The sequence below is a fragment of the Bacteroides sp. 519 genome (genome assembly GCF_010500955.1).
Lineage (GTDB): Bacteria > Bacteroidota > Bacteroidia > Bacteroidales > Bacteroidaceae > Bacteroides.
Genome location: NZ_QVMJ01000033.1, coordinates 20422 through 43250, shown reverse-complemented (window position 1 = coordinate 43250; position 22829 = coordinate 20422). Strand labels below are relative to the sequence as shown.

Here is a 22829-nt window from a genome sequence, read left to right as displayed (position 1 = left end):
ATTGCAAAACCAGTAATAGGTCAATATCTTGATATTATAAACAATATTTCAAAGAACGTTAAAGAGTATTAATCGCTTGCAAAGTCAAATGACTTTAGCTTAGGAGGAGGTGCCCGAAGGGCGGAGGAGGAAAATAAATCCGCATTAATCCGCATTTCAAAAATAAAAACATCAAACACCAATAACCCAAATGAAAAACAAAACCATCCTCATAACCCTAACCTCTGCCCTGTTCCTTACATCCTGTGCAGAGAAAGTCCCTCAACTCGGGAAAGCCCCTGTCGACGATATAATCGCCGCCATGACTCTCGACGAAAAAGTAAAACTACTCATTGGCACCGGTATGGCTGGTCTTACTGGTGATAGCGCAGTAGTAGGCGAAACAAAATCACTCGTTCCCGGCGCTGCCGGAACCACCTATCCCATTCCCCGCCTCGGCATCCCTACAATTGTATTAGCCGATGGTCCTGCCGGATTACGGATCTCGCCCACTCGCGAAAACGACCCCAATACCTACTATTGCACTGCTTTTCCGGTGGGTACACTACTTGCCTCCACCTGGAACACCGAACTTGTAGAACAAGTAGGCCAGGCTATGGGCAACGAAGTGCTGGAATATGGTGCAGATGTATTACTGGCACCTGCCTTGAATATTCACCGTAATCCCCTTTGCGGACGTAATTTTGAGTATTATTCCGAAGATCCTGTAATCTCCGGTAAGATTGCCGCTGCCATGACCAAAGGTGTGCAAAGCAACGGAGTAGGCGTTTCGCTGAAACATTACGCTGCCAATAATCAGGAAACCAACCGTATGGGCAACGATAGCCGTGTAACTCCACGCGCTTTGCGCGAGATTTATCTCAAAGGCTTTGAAATCGCTGTAAAGGAGGCCGACCCGTGGACAATCATGTCATCGTATAATTTAATTAATGGGGTGTACGCCTCCGAAAGCCGTGATTTGCAAACCACCATCCTACGCGATGAATGGGGGTTCAAAGGCACTGTAATGACCGACTGGTTCGGCGGCAAGAATGCCCCCGCCCAGATGCATGCTGGTAACGACTTGCTAATGCCCGGTTATCCCCAACAAATGACGGACATTGTTGAAGCTGTACAAAACGGCACACTTTCCGAGGCAGATATCAACACAAACGTAAAACGTGTACTTGAACTTGTGTTGAAGTCGCCCCGTTTTAAAGGATACAAATATTCCAATAAACCCGACCTTGATGCCCATGCCGTTGTCACCCGGCAGTCGGCCAGCGAAGGTATGGTATTGTTGAAAAACGAAAACGAAGCACTTCCGCTTTCGGCTTCTGTGAGAAAGGTTGCCGCTTATGGTATCACCTCCTACGACTTTATAGCCGGCGGTACCGGTAGTGGCGATGTAAACGAGGCATACACCGTTTCGTTAGTTCAAGGACTCGAAAATGCAGGATACGCACTCAATGCCGCCCTCAAAGTACAATATGAAGAATATATAGAAGCCGAGAACGCCAAAAACGTCCCCGATCCAAACGATAAATACGCTATGTTCATGCCCAAAGTCCGCCCTGGTGAGTTTGTACCAACAGCTACCGAACTAAATAAACAGGCACAGAGTGCAGATGTAGCCCTGATTACCATCGGAAGAACATCGGGCGAGTTTCTTGACCGCAAACTAACAGGCGATTTTGAACTAACCAATGAAGAGCAAGAGTTGATTGCAACTGTATCGAAAGCATTTCAATCTCTTGGAAAGAAAGCAATTGTAATTCTTAACATCGGTGGGGTAATTGAAACAGCTTCATGGAAAAACACACCTGATGCCATTTTGCTGGCATGGCAAGCTGGTCAGGAAGGTGGCAACACAGTAGCCGATGCATTGAGCGGCAAGGTTAATCCTTCGGGCAAGTTAACAATGACTTTCCCTGTGAAGTTTATGGATGCTGCTTCTTCGGCAAACTTTCCGGTTGACTCTGTACGCAATATTGATTACACCATCTATGAAGAAGACATTTATGTAGGTTACCGCTACTTCGATACATATAAGAAAGATGTGTCTTACCCATTCGGTTATGGGCTGTCTTATACTACATTCGAATACAGCAATGCACAATTGAAAAACGCAGCCGACGTATTTACCGTTACCATAGATGTGAAGAACACAGGCAAAATCAGTGGGAAAGAAGTTGTTCAGCTTTATGCCTCGGCCCCGGCCGGTGCTTTAGGTAAACCTATGCAGGAATTAAAAGCTTTTGCCAAAACAAAAGAATTGAAACCGGGCGAAAGCGAAACAATAACACTTACTGTTGATTATACCGATCTGGCCTCCTATGACGAAAGTAAAAGTGCATGGGTAACAGACAGTGGTACGTATAAATTGCTGGTTGCTGCTTCTTCCAGAAACGTGAAAGCAACAGTAGATGCCGTAGTAGCCGAAGCGAAAGAAGTAAAAACAAATGATGTATTAAAACTAAAATAATCATGAGGAAATATTTTTTATCCCTTGTTGCTGTCACTTTGATGACAAACATCTGTGCACAGCAAAGTAATGTTCGTCCTGCCATTCCGCAGGATAAAAAGATGGAGCAAACGATTGAATCCCTTCTCAAGAAGATGACACTGGAAGAAAAGATCGGCCAGATGACTCAGTTAACCATCGACGTTGTTGGCAAAGGAATGAACATCTTTCATACTGTTATTCCATTCGAATTCAATGAGGCCCTTCTCGACACAGTGATTCACAAGTACAAAATCGGTTCCATTCTGAATGTTCCCGGTTCAACACCGCAAACACGCCAGGAATGGACAGATATAATTACCCGTTTACAAAAAGAAGCCATTGCCGAAACCGGTATTCCGTTGATATATGGCGTCGACCAGATTCATGGTACCACTTACACTGTTGGTGGAACACTGTTTCCACAAAACGTTAATCTTGGAGCAACCTTCAATCGTGCCCTGTCTGCCGAAACTGGTCGCATATCTGCTTACGAAACCAAAGCAGGAAACATTCCCTGGACATTTGCTCCTGTGCTCGATTTAGGTCGTGATGCCCGTTGGCCTCGTATGTGGGAAACCTTTAGCGAAGATGCTTACCTTACTTCCGAACTGGGGCGCGAAATGGTGATTGGCTTTCAGGGAGGCAACGGTACAACCATCGGCAAAGATTATGTAGCCGCCTGTTTGAAACATTATATGGGCTATAGTGTACCTGCTTCCGGTAAAGACCGCACACCATCCTACATCACCGAATATGATATGCGCGAAAAACATTTCGTACCACATCTCGAAGCCATCCGCGCCGGAGCACTTTCTGTTATGGTGAACTCTGCTGTGGATAACGGCATACCTTTTCATGCAAACTACAAATACCTGACTCAGTGGCTCAAAGAAGACCTCAACTGGGATGGCGTAATTGTAACCGACTGGGCAGACATTAACAATATCTATATGCGCGACCGTGTGGCAGCTACCAAAAAAGAAGCCATTAAAATGGCCATCAACGCTGGTATTGATATGTCGATGGATCCGTATTCATGGGACTTCTGTGTACTCCTCAAACAACTTGTTGAAGAAGGCGAAGTATCCATGACCCGTATAGACGATGCTGTTAGCCGTGTATTGCGCATGAAATTCCGCCTCGGATTATTCGATAAACCGTATTGGAACATTCAAGATTATCCTGATTTCGGAAGTGAAAAACATGCGCAAGCTGCTCTTGCTGCTGCCGAAGAATCTATTACTTTATTAAAGAATGACGAAAACATCCTTCCGTTAACACAAGGCAAAAAAATACTCATCACTGGTCCAAACGCCAATTCTATGCGCTCGCTTAACGGTGGATGGTCATACACATGGCAAGGCGACCGGGCAGATGAATTTGCTGCCGACCATAATACGATTCTTGAAGCCTTCCAAAACAAAGCCGGATCACAGCATATAGTGTACGAACCGGGAGTAACTTACAAAGCCCGTGGTTCTTATTGGGAAGAAAACACTCCCGAAATTGAGAAGGCTGTTGCAGCCGCTCGCAACGTTGATGTTATTGTTGCTTGTATCGGCGAGAACTCTTATTGCGAAACTCCGGGTAATCTGGACGATCTTACTTTATCTAAAAACCAACTTGATTTAGTGAAAGCATTGGCTACAACCGGCAAACCTATTATTCTGGTATTGAATGAAGGCCGACCACGTATAATCAATGAAATTGTACCCTTGGCAAAAGCTGTTGTGCATATCTATTTACCAGGTAATCATGGTGGCGATGCATTGGCTAAAGCAGTATATGGCGATGTAAATCCAAGCGGAAAGCTTCCTTATACTTATCCTCGTCATGCAAATTCGCTTATTACTTACGACTATAAACCAAGTCAGAGTCAGGACCGTATGCAAGGTGCGTATGATTACAATGCAGTTGTATCTGTACAATGGGCATTTGGTTACGGATTAAGTTATACTACATTTACATACAGCAATCTGAAAGTAAACAAATCTTCGTTTAGTGCTAATGACGAACTTACATTCACTGTTGATGTGAAGAACACCGGTTCGGTGGCTGGTAAAGAAAGCATATTGCTGTTTACCAGTGATTTGGTAGCTTCATCAACTCCGGATGTACGCCGCTTGCGTGCTTTCGATAAAGTTGATTTGAAACCGGGAGAAAGTAAGACTGTTACATTGAAAGTAAAAGGAAGTGACCTTGCATTTGTTGGTGCCGATGGTAAATGGACACTCGAAGCCGGAGATTTTGATGTACAGGTAGGAAATCAGCTGTTGAGGTTGAATTGCCCAGTGGGGCATAAGTGGGAGAATCCTAATAAGTAACTAAAAATCACGTCATTCTGAGCATAGCGAAGAATCTTCAGGACTACCGTAGCCCTACAGATTCTTCACTCCGTTCAGAATGACGTGCTTTTTTATTTGTCCTTCAACATCTCCATTAACATCTTCATATAATACCCACCCACTACCGAACGTGCTTTAAAGTTCATCATCTTTGCAGTATGTGTATCATGCCAGTCGCTGATTGGTACCCGCGAAGTTGTTTCATTGGCATACGTGTACATAGGTGCCAGAATACGGGCAAAAGTAGCATCGTCCGGAGCCAGACATGCTGTCCATAATACCCAATCGGATTTGGTGTATGTTTCACGCGAATCTAACGGAAGGCCATATTTGTTTTGTTTGGTCAGATAGAAGTTTATCTCTGTCTCGGCTATTTTAGCTGGGAAGATTTTCATGTTAAATACCTTGTCCCACACCATATTATACTTTTGGCTCCATGTTCCGCTACGGTCAAACGCAAGTTTATAATGATCGCCATCGTTTGCCATCTTTTCCCATTCTATAGCCAGTTTACGAGCAGTTTCAATATAATGTTGGGCAGTACTTTCTTTGCCAAGCATACGTGCCATTTCTCCATATCCGGCTATGGCAACAATTGCTTTGAGAGACAGGTTGGCATTGTGCGCCAAATGTCCGGCAAAGTCATCTGTACAAAGTTGGTTATCCGGATCGAGTCCTTTCTCTATCAGGTAGTTTGCCCAGGTAGATAAGGTTTCCCAGTGTTTTGCAGCATAGTTAGCATTGCCTTCGACCAATGAAACGGCTGTAGCAAGTATTACCATGTTTCCAGCTTCTTCTACCGGCATATCTTCACCATAAAGTTGTCCGTTAGCTATAGGATAAGTACCAAGGTCGTGTGCCGGATATGGTTTGTTCCATCTTCCGCTTTCGCTGTAATAAAAGATAGAAGTCATCATACCTTTTACCAACTCCGGATTGTAAATCAGGAATAGCGGGGCCGAAGGATACGAAAGGTCTACAGTATTGATACAGCCATTGCTATGATTTTCTTTGGAAAGGAATAATATATTTCCATCATCATCGGTAATAACTTTATGGGCTGTAATGGCATGACGATACACCAAAGCACATATCTCAGCATATTCCTTACCACCGGCTTTTTCTGCATCTGCCATCAATTGCTTGTCAAACTCCCGGCAACGGTTCATCAGGGAAGAGTAAGATGCCTGGTATTTCTCGAAAGCATCGAAAATACTTACCTTGCCGTTGTGTTTCCAATAGGCAGGCCGACGCTTATAAAAATATTCGAGTGCATAAATATCATCATAGCCCAACATCAGGAATCCGTTTTTGCCATTGCTGTCAACAGTGCCCAAGTTCTCGGTGTATGCCAATGCAGGCATTTCGTTTAAACTACGGCTGATATAGTTTTGCTGCACAGGCAGTAGATTACCTTTTTCAATAAAGGCTTGCTTCATATCATAGTAGTTACCAATGCTAAGATCTTTGGTTGGTTCTGTGGGAGCAGCCAGATAAGCGTATCCCCAGTCAATGCGTACACCGTCTCCCTTACGTACTGTATAAGGCTGGTCAATAGTACCTGCTTTTACATAACTCATTCCGTTGTGAGTTACCATTTCCGATTGCGTTGGTTGCGATGTTTCGTGAACAGCCAGTTGAGGGGTTGTTTCAAAATAGATCTGTACATCGTGCTTTTTCTTATCCAGCGCACGTACATGGTACGAAATATAATTTATTGGTGTGGAAATCAAATCAATGTCTTCCATTAATAACGGCGCTGTAAACACCAGGTCAAGTTCAACCGAACCGCATACAAATGTATAATATGTTTGAGTAGGAAGAACATTTACCGACTTTTGTACAGCAGTTGTTGTAAAGTTACCGGCTTTCTTCCGCTCACGATACAACCCAAAGTCTACATAAGCGCCTCCTGTTTTGTTATGGCAGTGGACAGCTATCACATTGGTTCCTTTACGGAGTTTCTTTTTAACCTCGGCCGATAGTTCAATTGTTACATCGGTATTCCAGGTATATCCGGTATCAACCAGTTTCTCTCCATTCAAATATAGTTCAAAATTATCATCGTGCGAATAACGAAGATACAGGGTTTCTTGTGCAATGTTATCGTTTATTTCGAAAGTGCGACGTATCCAAATATCTTTGGTATCCCAAACTGTACTTATGCGAGGCATATCGCTGGTACCGAAGGCAGCTTTTCCTTTCTTCCAACTGTTGTCGTTAAAACCTAACTTCTCCCATCCGGTTTGAGGTTGCTGCATGGTGTATGAAGTTTCCCAACGCTCTTCATCAGTCATAGGAATAATGGTTTCCAGATTCAATTTGTCTTTGCCCATGAAACGGTACACTTTTCCATCTACACGGATAGCACCCAGTAATGGGTGTTCGGCAGCAGTCCAATGTTCTGTATTGCCTTCGGTTAATGTGTTGTAAGGTGACCAAATGGAAAAGTAGGTATCCGAAGTTATAATGGGTACAGAGGGGGCTCGCAAGCTGATATCCCGGCTGGTCTTGAACAAATCGGTGGCTTGTGCAGAACCAAACAGGCTTATACTTAGTAGTATTAATAATAGTTTTCTCATTTAATTGTATTTATATTTTATGCGTTTTGAAACTTTGAACCGCAGAGTTACGCAAGTTACGCGGAGTTTTAAGTTTGCCTGCGGCATCGTAATAAAAACTCTGCGTTAATCTGCGTAACTCTGCGGTTCAAAATCTTATTTACCTAACTTTTTCTCCAACATCTTAATATAATATCCACCAACTACCGAACGGGCCTGGAATCCAACATGCGTTTTGTTGTCGGTATTATACCAGTCGCTCATTGGAACGCGGTCGGTTGTTTCGTTATAGAAATTATATATTGGAGTGATAAACTTCTTGAAAGTAGCATCATCATCAACAAGTGTAGCTGTCCATATAATCCAGTCGGATTTAGTATAGTTACGGCGACTGTCAAGCGGAAGGCCATATTGATTCTGTTTTGTCAGATAGTAAGCTATTTCCTTTTGTGCCACAGATTCAGGGAATACATTGTATTTCAACAACTTGTTCCATATCAGGTTATACTTCTGGCTCCATGTGCCCGGTTTATCAAATGTAAGGCGGTAATGATCGCCATCGTTGGCCATCTTCATCCATTCCTGAGCCATTTCTTTAGCCTTATTGGTATATTTTTCTGCAACATCTTTTTTACCCAACATATCAGCAAGGTAACCATAAGAAGCAATACCCATGATTGCTTTAACCGATAGGTTTATGTTGTGAGCAAAATGCCCGGCAAAGTCGTCGGTACATAACTGATTTTCAGGGTCTAGTCCTTTTTCAACCAAATAGTCGGTCCATATAGTAAGCACATCCCAATGTTTGGCAGCATAGTCGGCATTGCCTTCCATGGCTGCTATTGCTGCGGTAAGGGCCAACATATTTCCACCTTCCTCAACAGGCATATCACCACCATAAGTTTGTCCGTTAGCCAAAGGATAGGTACCTACATCATGAGCAGGGAAAGGTTTGTTCCATTTGCCACTTTCGCTATAATAGAATATGTGATTAAGCAATCCTTTTGCTAGTTCTGTATTATAATATAAGAATAATGGAGCAGAAGGATAAGTAACATCTACTGTACCGATAGAGCCGTTACTGAAATTTTCTTTCGATAACCATAACAGATCGCCATTAGGAGCCTGTACCAGTTTGTGTGCTGAAATGGCCTGACGATAAGCAAGTGCACATAACTCGGCGTATTCTTTGCCACCGGCAGCAAGTGCTTCTTTCATTAATTCGGCATCAAAGTCGGCACATTTTTTCATTATTGCACCATATTCGTTTACGGCTGCTGTAATCTGACTGGTGATTGTTTGATTACCGTTGCGGTTCCAATATGGACGCAGGTTATCTCCGAAATATTGTATCGAGTAAATATCATCATACGCCAACATTACATATCCTGTAGAATAATCGGCACCTACTTTACCCAAGTTGTGTGCAATAGACAACGCTTCGAGGTTTTCGGTCAAGTCGCCCTTAGCACTTGGACTATAGGTGTTACCAAGGCTACCATTCTGTAGAAATTGGTTTTGCACATCCGAAGCAATGCCGATAGCAGATGTAATATTGCTTTGTTTAGGAGCAGCGAAATAAACATATCCCCAGTCTATGCGGGTATTATCGCCCGATTTGCCAAGTATCTGTTGTGTTTTAGTACCCGATTTAAGCAAATGCAAATTGTTGTCGGCCACCATTTCACTCTGTATAGGTTGGTGTATTACATCCTGTGCCCATTGAGGAGAACCTTCGATATAAACAGCAACATCGTGTGTTTTACCATCGGTAGCTTTTACCTGATAAGTAATGTAATTAACAGGACGTGTCATGAGGTCGAGGTTGTCCATTAACAAAGGTGCTGTAAAAATTACATCCAGTTGAACACCACCGGCTTCGAAAGTATAGAATGTACGTGTGGGCAACACATTTACATTGGTTTGACGTGCTGTTTGGGTAAACTTCTGTTCATTATCTTTGCGCATCCAGATACCAAAATCAAGGTAGCTTTCGCCACCACCGTCATTACAATGTGCTGCAATAATATTTTTTCCCGGACGTATGTGCTTTTTAGCTTCATCGGGAATGCGTTGCATAACATCTGCCCGTGCAGAGTTTCCGGTGTTAATAATTTGATATCCGTTGATATAGATTTCTACACCATCATCGTGCGAATATTCAATAAAGAGGTCGCGGTTCAACACATCGGCATCAATGTTTACTTCACGGCGCACCCAGATATCAGGAGTTGTCCAGCTTGTAATAGCCTTTAATCTTCCTTCCGATCCGAACGAACCTTTTCCTTCCAACCACGATGAAGCATCGTAGTTTTCGGCTGTCCAATCAACATCCGGCTTTTGTGTTGTATAACGTGCGTTCCAGTTTTCTTTTTCATAAGTAGGTACAATCATTTGCATGGGTACCTGTTCTTCACCCATAAAACGATAGTTTTCACCATCTACCCGGATTACACCAATCATTTGTTGGTTTTGTCCGGTCCAGTGATGAATAGGGGCATCATAAAGATTGTCGGTAAATGACCATCCGCTTGTATAAGGGTCAATAGTAATAAGCGGATAGGCAGGTGCACGGAGATCAACTTCTACCGAAGGTTGATAGGCCATGTTTTCGGATGTACATCCTGCAAAGAGCATACATCCTGCCATCAAAGGAAGCAGTTTTTTGAACGATTGTTTTCTCATTTTGTTGTTGAGTTTATGATTAATTTTTCCATTTCATATCTTGCCAATACAGCATAACCTGCCGCAAAGGCAAACGTAAACATACCTTCTACGCTGTTTTTAGAGTTATCTTCATTCCATCCGCCCAGTAAATCTGTAGGAAGCAAACCTTCGTAAAGATAGTTATCGTATCCATAATCCAGGTTTTTCTGAAAACTTTCAATGCAAACCGAAGCATTTTTGTATGCTGGGTAAACATCTACGTATCCACGCATAAGCACACCGTTAAACCAATTGCGAAATCCGGAAATATCGTATGTATAGTACCCGGGTACGGTTTTTCCTGGTTTGGCAAAATAAGAGAAACTGGCTTCGGTTAGTTGTTGGGCATCTTCCAGATATTTGTTTTCGCCGATTACCCGGTAAAGATCGGCAGCACCCGATAACATTGTTCCGCTATTATACGTGATAGGCGGACCAACACTATTGCGCAAATCAATGTGTTTTTTATAAGTTACTCCATTTATTTCTTCGTAAGTAATGGTGCAATCCGGATCGCAACCGCCCATCATATCATCGTACACACCATTGGGAAGCAATAAATGCGTTTTCTGCCAATTGTATATCTTCTTTGCAAATTCCAGATAGTAGTCGCTCTTTTTTACAGTGGTTGTTTTACGACTTTTGTCCGTATCAATGTAGCGGTAGGTTATTTCATCGTTTTTATCTTTGTAAAGTTCGTGCAACCATACCAATGGGCTTACCATAGGACCGTTGCTACACGAGTGTTTGGTTACATAACCAGGCCCCCACGGAATACCACCATATTCGTTTCCGTTTTCATCAGGAACACAGTCCCATCCGTCGAGTACATATTCGGTAAGATATTCGGCTTCTGTAAGGTAAGCACGGTTATTGGTAAGTTTGTAGGCTTCCAGTAACTCGCGAGCCAGCCATTGCTGGTCATCGTATACGTTTTCTATACCCTCTACTTTGGCTGTACCTTTTGCTGCACCTCTGTTTACTCCATACACTGTCCATTCTTTGGTTTGTGTAAACGATACCAGGTTAAAGGTTCCCAGATAATAGGCCGCATGGGTATGCAGTTTCTCCAGTAATTGGGTATAACGTTCAAAATGTTGGTTGTAAAGATCGGCTTGCCCATTCTCTTTAAGGGCTTTCAATCCATGCAGAATGGCATTTACGGTTTCTATGGAGCTGGTATACATCCAAATGCTACCGGTTTCTTCGGAACGGGTTTTGGTATAGGGATTATAAAACCGTGCCATCTTCATGTTTTCCTGAAAATAAGCAGGTATAGCTTTATCTGTTAGTTCTATAGCCCGCATCATATTACGCACTGCCTGTTCGGTTGGCTGAGACGATTTATTATCCGAACATCCACACAGGCTTATTGCTGTTAATAAGCAACAGAGTATAATTGTTTTCATTACATTAATAATTTAAGGGGTTTCTATCCGCATGGAGCCCCCTCTCTCTTTTTAATGAGAGAGGAGAACCATACAGAAGAGTAGCTATTTACGCACAGAGAATGAATAAGGAGCATCTTCATTCCTGGTGCCTCTTTCTTTATTTGGAATGGAAGACATTTCAAACTCAATCACTCCTCCGTTTGACAGGATTTCATGCGTAAGATAGTTTTTTGTGTAAGACGTTCCGTTTACCTTCACGCCTTTAATATACCAGTTTTCTTTGTTGTTAGCAGGAGCCTTCAGGGTTAAGGTTTTCCCGTTTTCCAACTCTACAGTCATATTTTTAAATAAAGGGGTTCCCAAAACATACTCATCGGTTCCGGGACATACCGGATAGAATCCCATGGCAGAAAACACATACCATGCAGAAGTTTGTCCGTTATCTTCATCACCACAATATCCGTCGGGGTAAGGAGTGTATAACTTATCCATAACTTCACGAATCCGGTATTGGGCTTTCCAGGGTTCGCCCGAATAATTATAGAAATATATCATGTGTTGAATTGGCTGATTACCATGTGCATAGTTACCCATATTCATGATTTGCATCTCACGTATTTCATGAATAACGCTTCCATAATAACTCTCATCGAACAAAGGAGGTACATTGAATACCGAGTCCATCATTACATTAAACTCTTTTTGGCCGCCCATCAGGTTAATTAATCCTTGTGGGTCGTGGAATACCGACCATGAATAATGCCAGCTATTGCCTTCGGTAAAGGCATCGCCCCACTTCAACGGATTAAAAGGCGACTGGAATTTACCATCTGCATTTTTACCTCTCATCAATTTATGTTCGGCATCGTACAGGTTTTTGTAGTTCATTGCCCTTTTGGCATAAATATCTATTTCTTTTTTAGGTTTGCCAAGTGCTTGTCCCAGTTTATAGATGCACCAGTCGTCGTAAGCATACTCCAATGTACGGGCTGCATTCTCATTAATATCAACATCGTAAGGCACATAACCCAATTTATTGTAATAATCGTATCCCAAACGTCCGGTTGAACTTACAGTAGGGTGTACAGCATTTGCTCCGTGTTTCACAGCCTCCCACAATGTTTCAATGTCGTATCCGCGTAGCCCTTTTAACCAAGCATCGGCTACTACCGAGGCCGAGTTATTACCAACCATACAACCACGGTGGCCAGGACTGGCCCATTCGGGCAGGAATCCGCTTTCCTTATAAGTATTAACCAATCCTTCCTGCATTTTAACATTCATAGAAGGATATACCAGATTCAAAAATGGGAACAGACAACGGAAGGTATCCCAAAATCCGGTATCGGTAAACATGTATCCGGGTAATACCTCGCCATTATAAGGGCTGTAGTGCATTACTTTTCCGGCTGCATCAATCTCGTGAAAACTACGAGGGAATAATACCGAGCGATAAAGGCAGGAATAGAATGTACGCAAATTATCTATATTGTCATCTTGCACTTTGATTTTACCTAAAACTTTATTCCATTCATTCCTGCCTTTTTGAGCAACCTCATCAAAACAATCTTTACCTAATTCACCTAAATTTCTTTCTGCTTGTTCATAACTGATAAAAGAAGATGCTATACGCGCATGAACAAGTTCTCCTTTCTTTGTGCTGAAACCAATAATACCGCCGGCATGATCGGATTTGCTTTCTAAACTGTTTTCTGTAATAATCTGGTTGGCTACAGATGCTGTGTAAGTGAACTTCTTATCGAATACAATCACAAAATAGTTCTTGAAATTCTCGGGCACTCCACCCGAGTTTCTTGTAGTATAACCTATAATCTTGTTCTCTTCGGGTATTATTTTTATGTATGAGCCTTTGTCAAACGCATCAACTACCACATACGAGTTTTTGTTTTCGGGGAAAGTAAACCGGAACATAACTGCCCGTTCGGTAGGGGTTAATTCGGTAACAACATCATGATCGGCCAAGTATACTTTATAATAGTATGGTTTAGCAATTTCTGCTTTATGCGAAAACCAGCTTGCACGCTCGTCTTGATTAAACACAGCTTTACCAGTAACAGGCATAATGCTAAACTGGCCATAGTCGTTCATCCATGGGCTGGGCTGGTGTGTTTGCTTAAAACCACGTATTTTATCGGAATTGTATGTGTACGCCCATCCATTTCCCATTTCACCGGTTTGTGGTGTCCAGAAATTCATTCCCCAGGGACGGGCAATAGCCGGATATGTGTTTCCGGTTGAAAGCGAATGTTTAGATTGTGTTCCCACCAAAGGGTTTACATAATCAACTGGTTCTTCTGTTGCATATACAGCAAAGCTGAAAATACAGCATAAACAGAAAATTAAGTTTTTTCTCATTGGTACAAAAAGTTTTAAGTTAGATTAATTGAAATGTATTTGTGGTTTCCACTGGTAAAGATGTATTAATGGAGGTTAAACAATGGGTTATTTTGGGGTTAATTCCGGGTTATAGAGCTGTAGAAAGTTATTAACCACCTTATTTTAGGTTTTGAAACGCTAAGTTACGCGGAGTTACGCGGAGTTTTTATTTCGATGCCGCAGGAAACTAAAACTCCGCGTAACTTAGCGTAACTCAGCGTTTCAAAAAATCATCAACATAAATAAGATGTTGTTAAATCATTTTTTCCTTTGAAAAACTTTCGCAATCACTTCTGTATTCGTATTTTTGCATTTCTACTTTGTTATAAACATATGAAATCACATCCAATCATAATATTTATATATCTTTTCTATATTCCTTTACAGCTTTTTTCGCAAGGGCTTAAAATACAGGGAAACGACTATTTTATAGACAACAGATCTTCCTACAATGTATTTAGTGATGCAACACCGGTGTTCAAAGAAAGATTAACACTTAGTTTTCAGGTTGCACCTATGAGCATCAGCAATGCATTTAGTATTGGATATATTCTTCGCATAAAAAATGAAGAGGCCAACACTACCTATAATATATTGTATAATGACCAGGGACACGAAACACTGTTCAGACTAAACCATGAAGGTAGAGATGTACTTATCACTGCACTTATTAATAAGGAGAAGTTATACAAAAACCAATGGATAAACATGTCTTTGGATTTCGACCTGATTACAGATTCGGTTACATTTTCTATTAATGAAGATGTTTTTACTGCCGGCGGGTTATTATTGAAAGACAAATGGAAACCACAAATCTATTTTGGACGTAGCGAACATGTTATTGATGTACCAACCTTTTGTTTACGGAATCTGAAAATCGGTGATAACCAAAAAACATATTCCTTTCCGTTGAACGAGAACGAAGGAGATGTTGTTCATGATTCGCATAAAAAAGCAATGGGGCATGTCATTAATCCTATATGGCTTATAAATAATGCTTATTACTGGAAACTTTCGGATGTGGCTTTTTCATCACAAACAGTTGCCGGATCGAATATAAATACCGATACGCAGGAAATTTATTACCTCAATAAGGATTCCATTACCTTTTACAATGTCCGTACACAGGATACATACTCGCATAAATATGTAAGCGAATGTCCGGTGCATTTAAGGTTGGGTACTAATTTTATTGACAGGAAGAATAAGCGAATATATGTATACGAAGTCTCCGATTTATTGAGTGGAGATGTTACAATGGCTTATCTGGATTTAAACACGTACGATTGGGTAACGGTATCGAAACAGTTATTACCCATTCAATTGCATCATCATAGCAGCTATTTCGATGAACAAAACCGTCGTTACATTATTTTTGGCGGATTTGGTAACTTAATGTATAACAAACATTTCTACTCATTTAATCTGGAAACCAACAACTGGGAATTATTAACCTTTAGTGGAGATAACATAACTCCCCGCTATTTTGCTTCGCTGGGTAGTGTGGAAGGAGAAAACACACTTTATCTCTTTGGTGGCATGGGTAACGAATCGGGCGATCAAAGTGTTGGCCGGGTTTATTATTATGAATTATATAAGGTAGATTTGAATAAAATGGAAATAACCCGGTTGTGGAACATTCCATGGAAAAAAGAGAATATGGTTCCTGTACGGGGAATGGTTATGACAGATACTGATTCTTTTTACACATTATGCTATCCCGAACATTTCTCCAAATCCATGTTGAAGCTATATCGTTTCTCAACCAAAGATGGTAGTTATGAAATACTGGGCGACTCAATCCCTATTGTGTCGGAGAAGATTACCACACATGCCAATCTGTATCACAATAAGAGTACAAACGAGCTATACACCATTGTTCAGGAATTCGATTATGATGATACCGGTTCTACAGCAAAGATATACAGTCTTTCTTATCCTCCGGTTACAATGGAGGGGCTTTTGTTTTACCAGAAGAATGAGAAGAAATCTTTATACTGGATATTGTTAATAGCATTAGCAATAAGTGTACCTGCTGTAATATGGCGATATACAAGAAAAAAGAAGAAAGAAAACATAGAGGAAAAAGGAACTGCTCAACCGGAAGTTATTGAGAAAACCGAGGAAGTGGTACAACAAGAACATGCCAATGCCTTATATCTGTTTGGAAACTTTTCTATTCGCGACCGAAACAACCGAGACATAACGTATATGCTCAGTTCAAAACTAAAGCAAGCTTTTTTTATTATACTTCAATATAGTTTGGAAAACGGAATCACTACCCAGGAACTAAGTGAACTGTTATGGCCAAACAAACCAGAGGATAAAGTAAAAAACTCACGAGGCGTAACACTCAATAACTTGCGTAAAATACTTGGCGAACTGGATGGTATAAAACTGGTACACGAAAAAGGTTTTTACAAGATAATTTTAACAACAGAGTGTTATTGCGATTACCTGAAATGTTTAGAAATCATTGATTCGCCCGATTATAATGCACAAGAGTTAATTAGAATTGTATCCAGAGGTAAGTTTTTGAAATCTATTGATATTCCTTTGCTTGATAAATTTAAGGAATATATAGAGCGTAAACTGGAACCGGTTCTCATTGTGGATATGGAAAAATCGTTTTCGGCAACTAACTATCATGCTACCATTGCTTTGTGCGAAGCCATATTTAACATTGATCCGTTAAATGAAGAAGCGCTTCATTATATAACTGCTTCATTTATAAAATTAAAAATGAAGGATGAGGCAAAGAAAAGATACCTCTCTTTTGCTGCTGAGTATAAGGATACGCTGGGTACGGAGTATGTCAGGTTGTTTGAGGAGTTGTGAAAGATAAATATAATGTTTACTAATTTTATTGATAAGATAGAAAGCAATATTCAAATAAAAAACAAAGCCCGTCGAAACGGGCTTTTAGTCTTATCACTTAGTTACGTGCAACCTTAAAGTTGTAGAGGCTTGACTAAGTATTACATCACAAAGGTACAAAAAAAATTGGTTTTATCAAACTTCAAAACAAGAATGAGTTTAAATTATCTTAAAATAAAAAAATACATTTCTGCTCCACGCCTGCAAGTTTACGAAATTGTAAGTGCAAATAACACAAAGCGAGCACTTAAAACTTACCAGGCAAATATCCGGTTAGCACAAGCGTATTATCCACTTCTTACAATCGTAGAAGTAGTACTTCGCAATGCAATAAACGAAGAATTATCAACTCATTTTTCCGACCCGCATTGGCTTATCACCCAACGAACAGGGTTTATGATTGACCCCTCTCTTACACATATTGACAGACGTACCGGAGCTACAAGACAGAATCATTATCTTAAAAACAGTGTTCAAAAGTCAATAAATAAGATTGGAACCGGCTTTACTCAGGGGAAAATAATAGCCAATTTAGATTTTGGGTTTTGGACTGCTTTTTTTGATAATTATCATTATCGAATTTTAGCTGGAGTACCGATACAGATATTTTCTACATTACCTACGGGTACAAATAGAGGAATGATATTCGATAAACTTACAAGGATCCGGGAATTCCGAAACCGACTATATCATAATGAGGCTATTATTTTTAATAAAGATACGGCAGGCAATCCATTCTTTAGTTTGAGACTGGCTAAAACTGTTTATAAAGACATTCAGGATATCTTTGAATGGCTAAACCTCGATTTTATCCGTTGGACTAAGCGAATAAACAATGTGGACTTCGAATTAAAACGTATGGACTACGTGTATAATTTTTATCCTTTGAGGAAGTATTATTATTTTCGTATAAAATTAGCAATAAGTCATTACAAAAACAAATATCTGAAATAAAAAAGAATGAGCACTAAAAACAACCTTCAGAAATTAGTGCTCCTTTGATTATCTGGTACAGGTGGCGGTATTATGATCTATCGTGGAATATCCACGGTTACCCCTATATTTGTGCCATCTGACACAACTATAGGGCCTATGGGGCCTATGGGGATTCATAAACTCCCTCCCAGAAGTTTAAAAAACCGATTTTGCCGTCACACCAGCACAAAAGCCACTTACATACCTGATTAACAATTAATTAAAGCGTGCTGGCAAAGTGTGCTGGCAAATATAATTACAATTTGCCAGCACGCTCTACTACATGATACATTATCCCAAACCGGCTACGTTTGGATGGGATTTCGTGCTTACGTAACATTCTCCCAAACACATGTACCTTGCTGGACGACAAGGGAATACCACAACGTTTTTTCAAACGGCTCAATATTTCGGCAGGCGATAACCACTCGCCCTCGTCCTCGTTTTCGGCAACACGGAAGTAGCTATCAAAAAGCTGCTCCTCGGGCAATACCTGTTCAAAAGCACGGTTGTATTCAGTCATAATCTGCTCTTCCAACTGGTCGAACCAGTAACGCTCGCCGTTATCAATTTCGTGCATGGCCTGCGCATAAAGCTGGTTATAGTCTATGGGGCCGGTATTGATAACATCGGTTACTTCAATGCAGATAAAACGTCGGCTACCCGAAGGATCGGTTAATAAATCCATTTGGTTGCTGGTAGCAATAAACGATGCATAACGTTGCATTTCGAGTACGGCATTGGCATAAGGTTTACGCACATTTACCACCGGCTTTTGTAAGATATGTTTCAAAAAGCCTTGCTGCGTAGGACTAATCTGGTCGAATTCATCAATGTTAATCAACGCAAACCGATTGAGGTAAAGTTCAGCATCACGCTTGCGCGAAAAATCAATACTATCCGTATAATAGTTGCGCAGTTCGGGCGGAACAAGGTTGCGGCAAAAAGTAGATTTCCGGGTACCCTGTGCCCCTACAAGTAGAGGCGAAACGTTATTGGCAAACCGTTTGTCGGCATTGCCCCGCCAGTGTGCTACCATATTGAGGAACCAACGATGAAACAGTGCAGGCCAATGCGGGTTACTGCACGGAACAGTTTGTGCCAACAAACCAATACGGTCTTGCCCATCCCAGCGAGAAAGATTGTAAAGATAATCAGTCAGCGGATTGAATACAGGAACCCGGTTGGAATATATATAACGGTTTACATCCCTATCCCAAAGTGGAATACCTTCGTGCTGGGCATCGAGGGCAATACTGTTCAGAACACGTTTATCGATAGGCAAAAAACGAAAACGGAACGAATGCCGCTCACGATATTCTACTTCGCCCACCTGGGTATTATAACGAAAATCGTAACGACGCTTCATAAATTCATCCATCTGTAAAGCCAATTGCTGTTCTTTACTCATGCTGCATTGTTTGCCAAACCCCTTGCACTCCTGATAAACAGCCCGTACTATCCGGCGGATCACTTCACCTTTCATTCGGGTGTAGTAATGAAAAATGGTACGCTTAACTGCTTCTTCTTCGGGAATGCCCGAACGGAAACAGTTTTCGGCCAGGCAGGTAACTATAGGTTGTAAATCTTGCCCAACAGGATCTGCACCATTATTTTCGGCTTCGGTTAAATCAATATATGTTTTCTGAACAGCGGCCTCAAACAACATAATACAGGCCTCCTCGGTTTCGTATCCCGGAACAGCTCGTTCCAGAGGTATTTTTTCGGTCTGCATTACCTCCCGATGGCTCTGCTCATCGGGCATAGCAACTGGTTGCGCCAAGTAAAACTGAATAGAATCCGGACGGTATAATAGTTCGGGATCGAAAGACAAACGCGAATACTGTTCCAACGTTGGCTCTTTAAGTAAGATGTCGAAAGGGATTTGTGGCTGATAACACTTCACAGCCAGCCGATAGGCATGGGCATGAAAAGTTTCTGCCGCTTCGTGGGAAGTAGGAAGCGTATTATCGGGACGAGTAAATGTAGTCCATATTTTCACTGTCCGTCCGCTAGACCCCACAAATACCAACCGTGTTTGCGGCTGCTCCCATGCCAAGCGTTTTACAAGGGCTATTTCTGCCTTGCCCGATAGTGGTCCAACTGTTAATTCAACTATTCCATTGTATGCTTTCAACTGTTTCTGGTTATTCACTTTACGGAATTCGGCAGCAGGCAGTATCCGGGGTAGTTTATTTGCTTCGGTAATCTGCATACCGGGCAATATACTTTTCAGTTGTTCGCGAAAAGCCGAAACGGGTTGTGCTTTAGTTTCTGTCTGCACTTTTAGTACAAAAGTGTCGATATCCGATGTAGTTAATGCAAAGCCAGTGTTGCTATCTCGTTGTTGAGTAATCTTCATATTGTTCGTTTAGTATTAGTTTCATAAAATTTTTCGGCAGTGAAACTGTTGGTTTCCTATATATGAAACTACTTGTTTTCTACATAGAAAACCAACAGTTTCCTATATAGGAAACTAGTAGTTTCAAACCGTGAAACCAATGGTTTCATACTGAGAAACAGGTAGTTTCCTACCGTGAAACTTTTGGTTTCCAACCATGAAAACAAAAGCTTTGTTTGTCGAAACCTATCGTGTGCTGGCAAATTGTAACTATATTTGCCAGCACACTTTGCCAGCACGCTTTAACACATTGTTAATCAACAGAATAAATCCTTTTGTGCTGGTGTGACGGCAAAAAACAGAAAAACAACTTTATGGAGGGGATAAGTTTTCAATTCTTAAAACTCATACTCTTCAGTGTATTTTTCAAATTGGGGTTCTTTATTGATGCCATGATTACGAAATAGCTGTCGGATATATTCCTGCTCTTTGGGAAGTAATCCATGTTCGAGCCGGTAGATACGATAATAGGCCGTTTTTCCAAAGTGACTGAGAAGTTGTCGCCGCATAGAGTTTCCATCTTTGAAGGGTACATCATCCAACAAATGTTTGATACCCCAGGCTAGCCGTACTTTCCGGATATTTTTGAAAAAGGGACATTGGTCTGTTTTATCCGGAATGCACTTGGGGTTGATTATACTTACGATATCATATTGCGATGTACTGTTTTGTGCTACCAAATGGCGCAGGCATTGAGAACTGCGAACACATTGCTCATTAAAACAATGGGCATAATTGCGAGGCACCGATTCGTAGTTGAGGCTGTTTTTCATAAACTTGTAATTAATGTGTATCTATTTTAAGTTGTTGTGAGTGCGAAAATTATAAAACTTCATAACGGAACATATTTTCGCAGCCGCTATTTTCGCAGCCGCGGAGTTTAAAGCAAAAGTAGTACTCTATATTTAAAGTTACAAATTTATGGCTGATATATTACCCTATTGAAATAAAACACGGAGACACAGAAACACGGAGCTTTTCCTTGTGCTGAACACGGAGGCTTCGCTTTTGTCGTACGGATGCCGAATACATCTCAGGGAATCCCAAGGGGATTCAATTTGAATAACCCCCAGTGAAGCGAAGCGACTGGGGGTAGATAAATCACTCACTCGCATGGGAACCCGATAAGGGTTCAATTGGACATTCAACACCTTCGGCGTTGATGAGATTGAGTATATTCTCCACCCCCAGTCGCTTCGCTTCACTGGGGGTTATTCAAATTTTACCCAGGGGGTAATTGCTTGTGAACTCTTTTTGTTTCAACACAGCCTCTAACTAAACCAAACGAGTATGAATAATTCAGGCTAAATCAAACAACGAGAGATTCCATTAAATTCTCATCAAACAACAAACAATTCACCCTTCTAATATGTTAAATTAAGAGGTATCCTGAATTAGAATGGAAGGAGTTATCGCTTCGCTAGGAGTTAAAGAAGTTTTAAATGCTGAAGTATCTTCTATACTTGAGTATGAATAATGCAGGTTAAAAACAAAAAGAAATAAGACAAATGAAATCAATCTTTTCTAAGGGTGTTATTAAAATTAATATTAAGAATGTCATTCTTTTCCTTGTTGTCATTGCATTGTTGGTAGTTGTTTATCATTACCTTACAAGACCTCGGAAAACAGAACCGGAATTGCCTGTAGTTGTAGTTGAACCCGCAAAGGAAGATGATGTTGAAATATATGGCGAATATGTTGGACGTATCCGTGCACAGCAGTTTGTTGAAGTTCGTGCCCGTGTAGAAGGATACCTCGAAAGCATGCTTTTTGCAGAAGGTACATATGTAAAAAAGAACCAGACTCTTTTTGTAATTAATCAAGACCTTTATCGTGCAAAGGTAGAGCGGGCAAAAGCCCAATTGAAAAAAGATCAGGCGCAAGCATTAAAGACCAAACGTGATTTGGAACGTATAAAACCTTTGTACGAACTCAATGCTGCCAGCCTTCTGGATTTGGATAACGCCACTGCTGCATCCGAAAGTGCTCTTGCTTCTGTAGCCATGAGCCAAGCCGACTTGCAACAAGCCGAACTGGAATTGGGCTATACCGTGGTTCGTTCGCCTATTGCCGGTTACATCAGCGAAAGAAATGTAGACCTTGGTACACTTGTAGGACCGGGGGCTAAATCACTATTATCTACCATAGTTAAAAGTGATACTGTATTTGTTGATTTCAGTATGACCGCCCTCGATTATCTTAAAAGCCGGGAGCGTAATGTTACTATCGGTCAACAGGATGCAACCCGTTCATGGCAACCCAATGTAACCATTACACTGGCAGATAACAGCATCTATTCTTTCCGTGGTTTTGTGGATTTTGCTGATCCGCAGGTTGACCCTGAAACGGGTACATTTTCCGTTCGTGCCGAAATGCCTAACCCCGACCGCGCATTACTCCCCGGACAATTTACCAAAGTAAAAATGTTATTGGATGTTCGCGAAAATGCGGTAGTTGTACCCAGTAAAGCTGTTATAATAGAAAAAGGAGGAGCCCACATCTACATAATGAAAAAAGACTTTACTGTAGAGAAGCGATTCATTGAGTTAGGACCTGAATTTGAAAATTCCATGGTTGTAGAAAGAGGATTAGTAGCCGGAGAAGATATTGTTGTTGAAGGCTATCATAAATTAACGCCGGGAACAAAAGTACAGTTGAGAGTTGAGAATTGAGAGTTGAGAGTTACCATGC

The 22829-nt window shown here is 41.2% G+C and carries 11 protein-coding genes; 5 read left to right on the top strand and 6 right to left on the bottom strand.

The features are described from left to right. The first annotated feature begins 190 nt into the window (after nt 1–190). Nucleotides 191–2464, top strand: a complete 2274-nt coding sequence (locus D0T85_RS19590) for a glycoside hydrolase family 3 C-terminal domain-containing protein (protein ID WP_163215205.1) — start codon at nt 191–193, stop codon at nt 2462–2464. A gap of 2 nt (nt 2465–2466) precedes the next feature. Then, complete coding sequence (locus tag D0T85_RS19585; protein WP_163215204.1) at nt 2467–4809, top strand: glycoside hydrolase family 3 N-terminal domain-containing protein; 2343 nt, start codon at nt 2467–2469, stop codon at nt 4807–4809. Between the two features lie 92 nt (nt 4810–4901). Here D0T85_RS19585 and D0T85_RS19580 read toward each other — a convergent pair whose 3' ends face one another. The 4 genes from D0T85_RS19580 to D0T85_RS19565 all read right to left on the bottom strand — a co-directional run bounded on the left by D0T85_RS19580 (nt 4902) and on the right by D0T85_RS19565 (nt 13864). Then, on the bottom strand, nt 4902–7412 hold the full coding sequence (locus D0T85_RS19580) for a glutaminase domain-containing protein (protein ID WP_163215203.1): 2511 nt from the start codon (nt 7410–7412) through the stop codon (nt 4902–4904). A 135-nt stretch (nt 7413–7547) separates the two neighbouring features. Continuing rightward, nucleotides 7548–10028: a glutaminase family protein gene (locus D0T85_RS19575; RefSeq protein WP_239060769.1), complete on the bottom strand. Its 2481-nt coding sequence runs from the start codon at nt 10026–10028 to the stop codon at nt 7548–7550. Between the two features lie 44 nt (nt 10029–10072). Then, nucleotides 10073–11506 (bottom strand): glycoside hydrolase family 76 protein, encoded by a 1434-nt coding sequence (locus D0T85_RS19570; RefSeq protein WP_163215201.1) that lies wholly within the window; start codon nt 11504–11506, stop codon nt 10073–10075. 84 nt (nt 11507–11590) lie between these two features. Next, the gene (locus tag D0T85_RS19565) at nt 11591–13864 is read right to left on the bottom strand and encodes a GH92 family glycosyl hydrolase (protein ID WP_163215200.1); all 2274 of its coding nucleotides are present in this window, start codon (nt 13862–13864) and stop codon (nt 11591–11593) included. A 354-nt stretch (nt 13865–14218) separates the two neighbouring features. Between D0T85_RS19565 and D0T85_RS19560 the strand changes: the two genes are divergently transcribed. Continuing rightward, nucleotides 14219–16723 (top strand): DNA-binding transcriptional activator, encoded by a 2505-nt coding sequence (locus D0T85_RS19560; protein WP_163215199.1) that lies wholly within the window; start codon nt 14219–14221, stop codon nt 16721–16723. A gap of 192 nt (nt 16724–16915) precedes the next feature. After that, the gene (locus tag D0T85_RS19555; RefSeq protein WP_163215198.1) at nt 16916–17716 is read left to right on the top strand and encodes an Abi family protein; all 801 of its coding nucleotides are present in this window, start codon (nt 16916–16918) and stop codon (nt 17714–17716) included. Nucleotides 17717–17993: 277 nt separating this feature from the next. Here D0T85_RS19555 and D0T85_RS19550 read toward each other — a convergent pair whose 3' ends face one another. Together D0T85_RS19550 and D0T85_RS19545 are read right to left on the bottom strand one after the other, a co-directional pair. Then, nucleotides 17994–20099 (bottom strand): BT4734/BF3469 family protein, encoded by a 2106-nt coding sequence (locus D0T85_RS19550; protein ID WP_163215197.1) that lies wholly within the window; start codon nt 20097–20099, stop codon nt 17994–17996. Between the two features lie 377 nt (nt 20100–20476). Next, the gene (locus D0T85_RS19545; RefSeq protein ID WP_163215196.1) at nt 20477–20911 is read right to left on the bottom strand and encodes a DUF6078 family protein; all 435 of its coding nucleotides are present in this window, start codon (nt 20909–20911) and stop codon (nt 20477–20479) included. 735 nt (nt 20912–21646) lie between these two features. Here D0T85_RS19545 and D0T85_RS19540 point away from each other — a divergent pair. Next, on the top strand, nt 21647–22810 hold the full coding sequence (locus D0T85_RS19540) for an efflux RND transporter periplasmic adaptor subunit (protein WP_163215195.1): 1164 nt from the start codon (nt 21647–21649) through the stop codon (nt 22808–22810). Nucleotides 22811–22829: the final 19 nt, after the last annotated feature.

Coding starts and splice junctions, on each gene's coding strand:
- D0T85_RS19590 (WP_163215205.1), top strand. CDS start 191: ATGAAAAACAAAACCATCCTCATAACCCTAACCTCTGCCCTGTTCCTT.
- D0T85_RS19585 (WP_163215204.1), top strand. CDS start 2,467: ATGAGGAAATATTTTTTATCCCTTGTTGCTGTCACTTTGATGACAAAC.
- D0T85_RS19580 (WP_163215203.1), bottom strand. CDS start 7,412: ATGAGAAAACTATTATTAATACTACTAAGTATAAGCCTGTTTGGTTCT.
- D0T85_RS19575 (WP_239060769.1), bottom strand. CDS start 10,028: ATGCTCTTTGCAGGATGTACATCCGAAAACATGGCCTATCAACCTTCG.
- D0T85_RS19570 (WP_163215201.1), bottom strand. CDS start 11,506: ATGAAAACAATTATACTCTGTTGCTTATTAACAGCAATAAGCCTGTGT.
- D0T85_RS19565 (WP_163215200.1), bottom strand. CDS start 13,864: ATGAGAAAAAACTTAATTTTCTGTTTATGCTGTATTTTCAGCTTTGCT.
- D0T85_RS19560 (WP_163215199.1), top strand. CDS start 14,219: ATGAAATCACATCCAATCATAATATTTATATATCTTTTCTATATTCCT.
- D0T85_RS19555 (WP_163215198.1), top strand. CDS start 16,916: ATGAGTTTAAATTATCTTAAAATAAAAAAATACATTTCTGCTCCACGC.
- D0T85_RS19550 (WP_163215197.1), bottom strand. CDS start 20,099: ATGAAGATTACTCAACAACGAGATAGCAACACTGGCTTTGCATTAACT.
- D0T85_RS19545 (WP_163215196.1), bottom strand. CDS start 20,911: ATGAAAAACAGCCTCAACTACGAATCGGTGCCTCGCAATTATGCCCAT.
- D0T85_RS19540 (WP_163215195.1), top strand. CDS start 21,647: ATGAAATCAATCTTTTCTAAGGGTGTTATTAAAATTAATATTAAGAAT.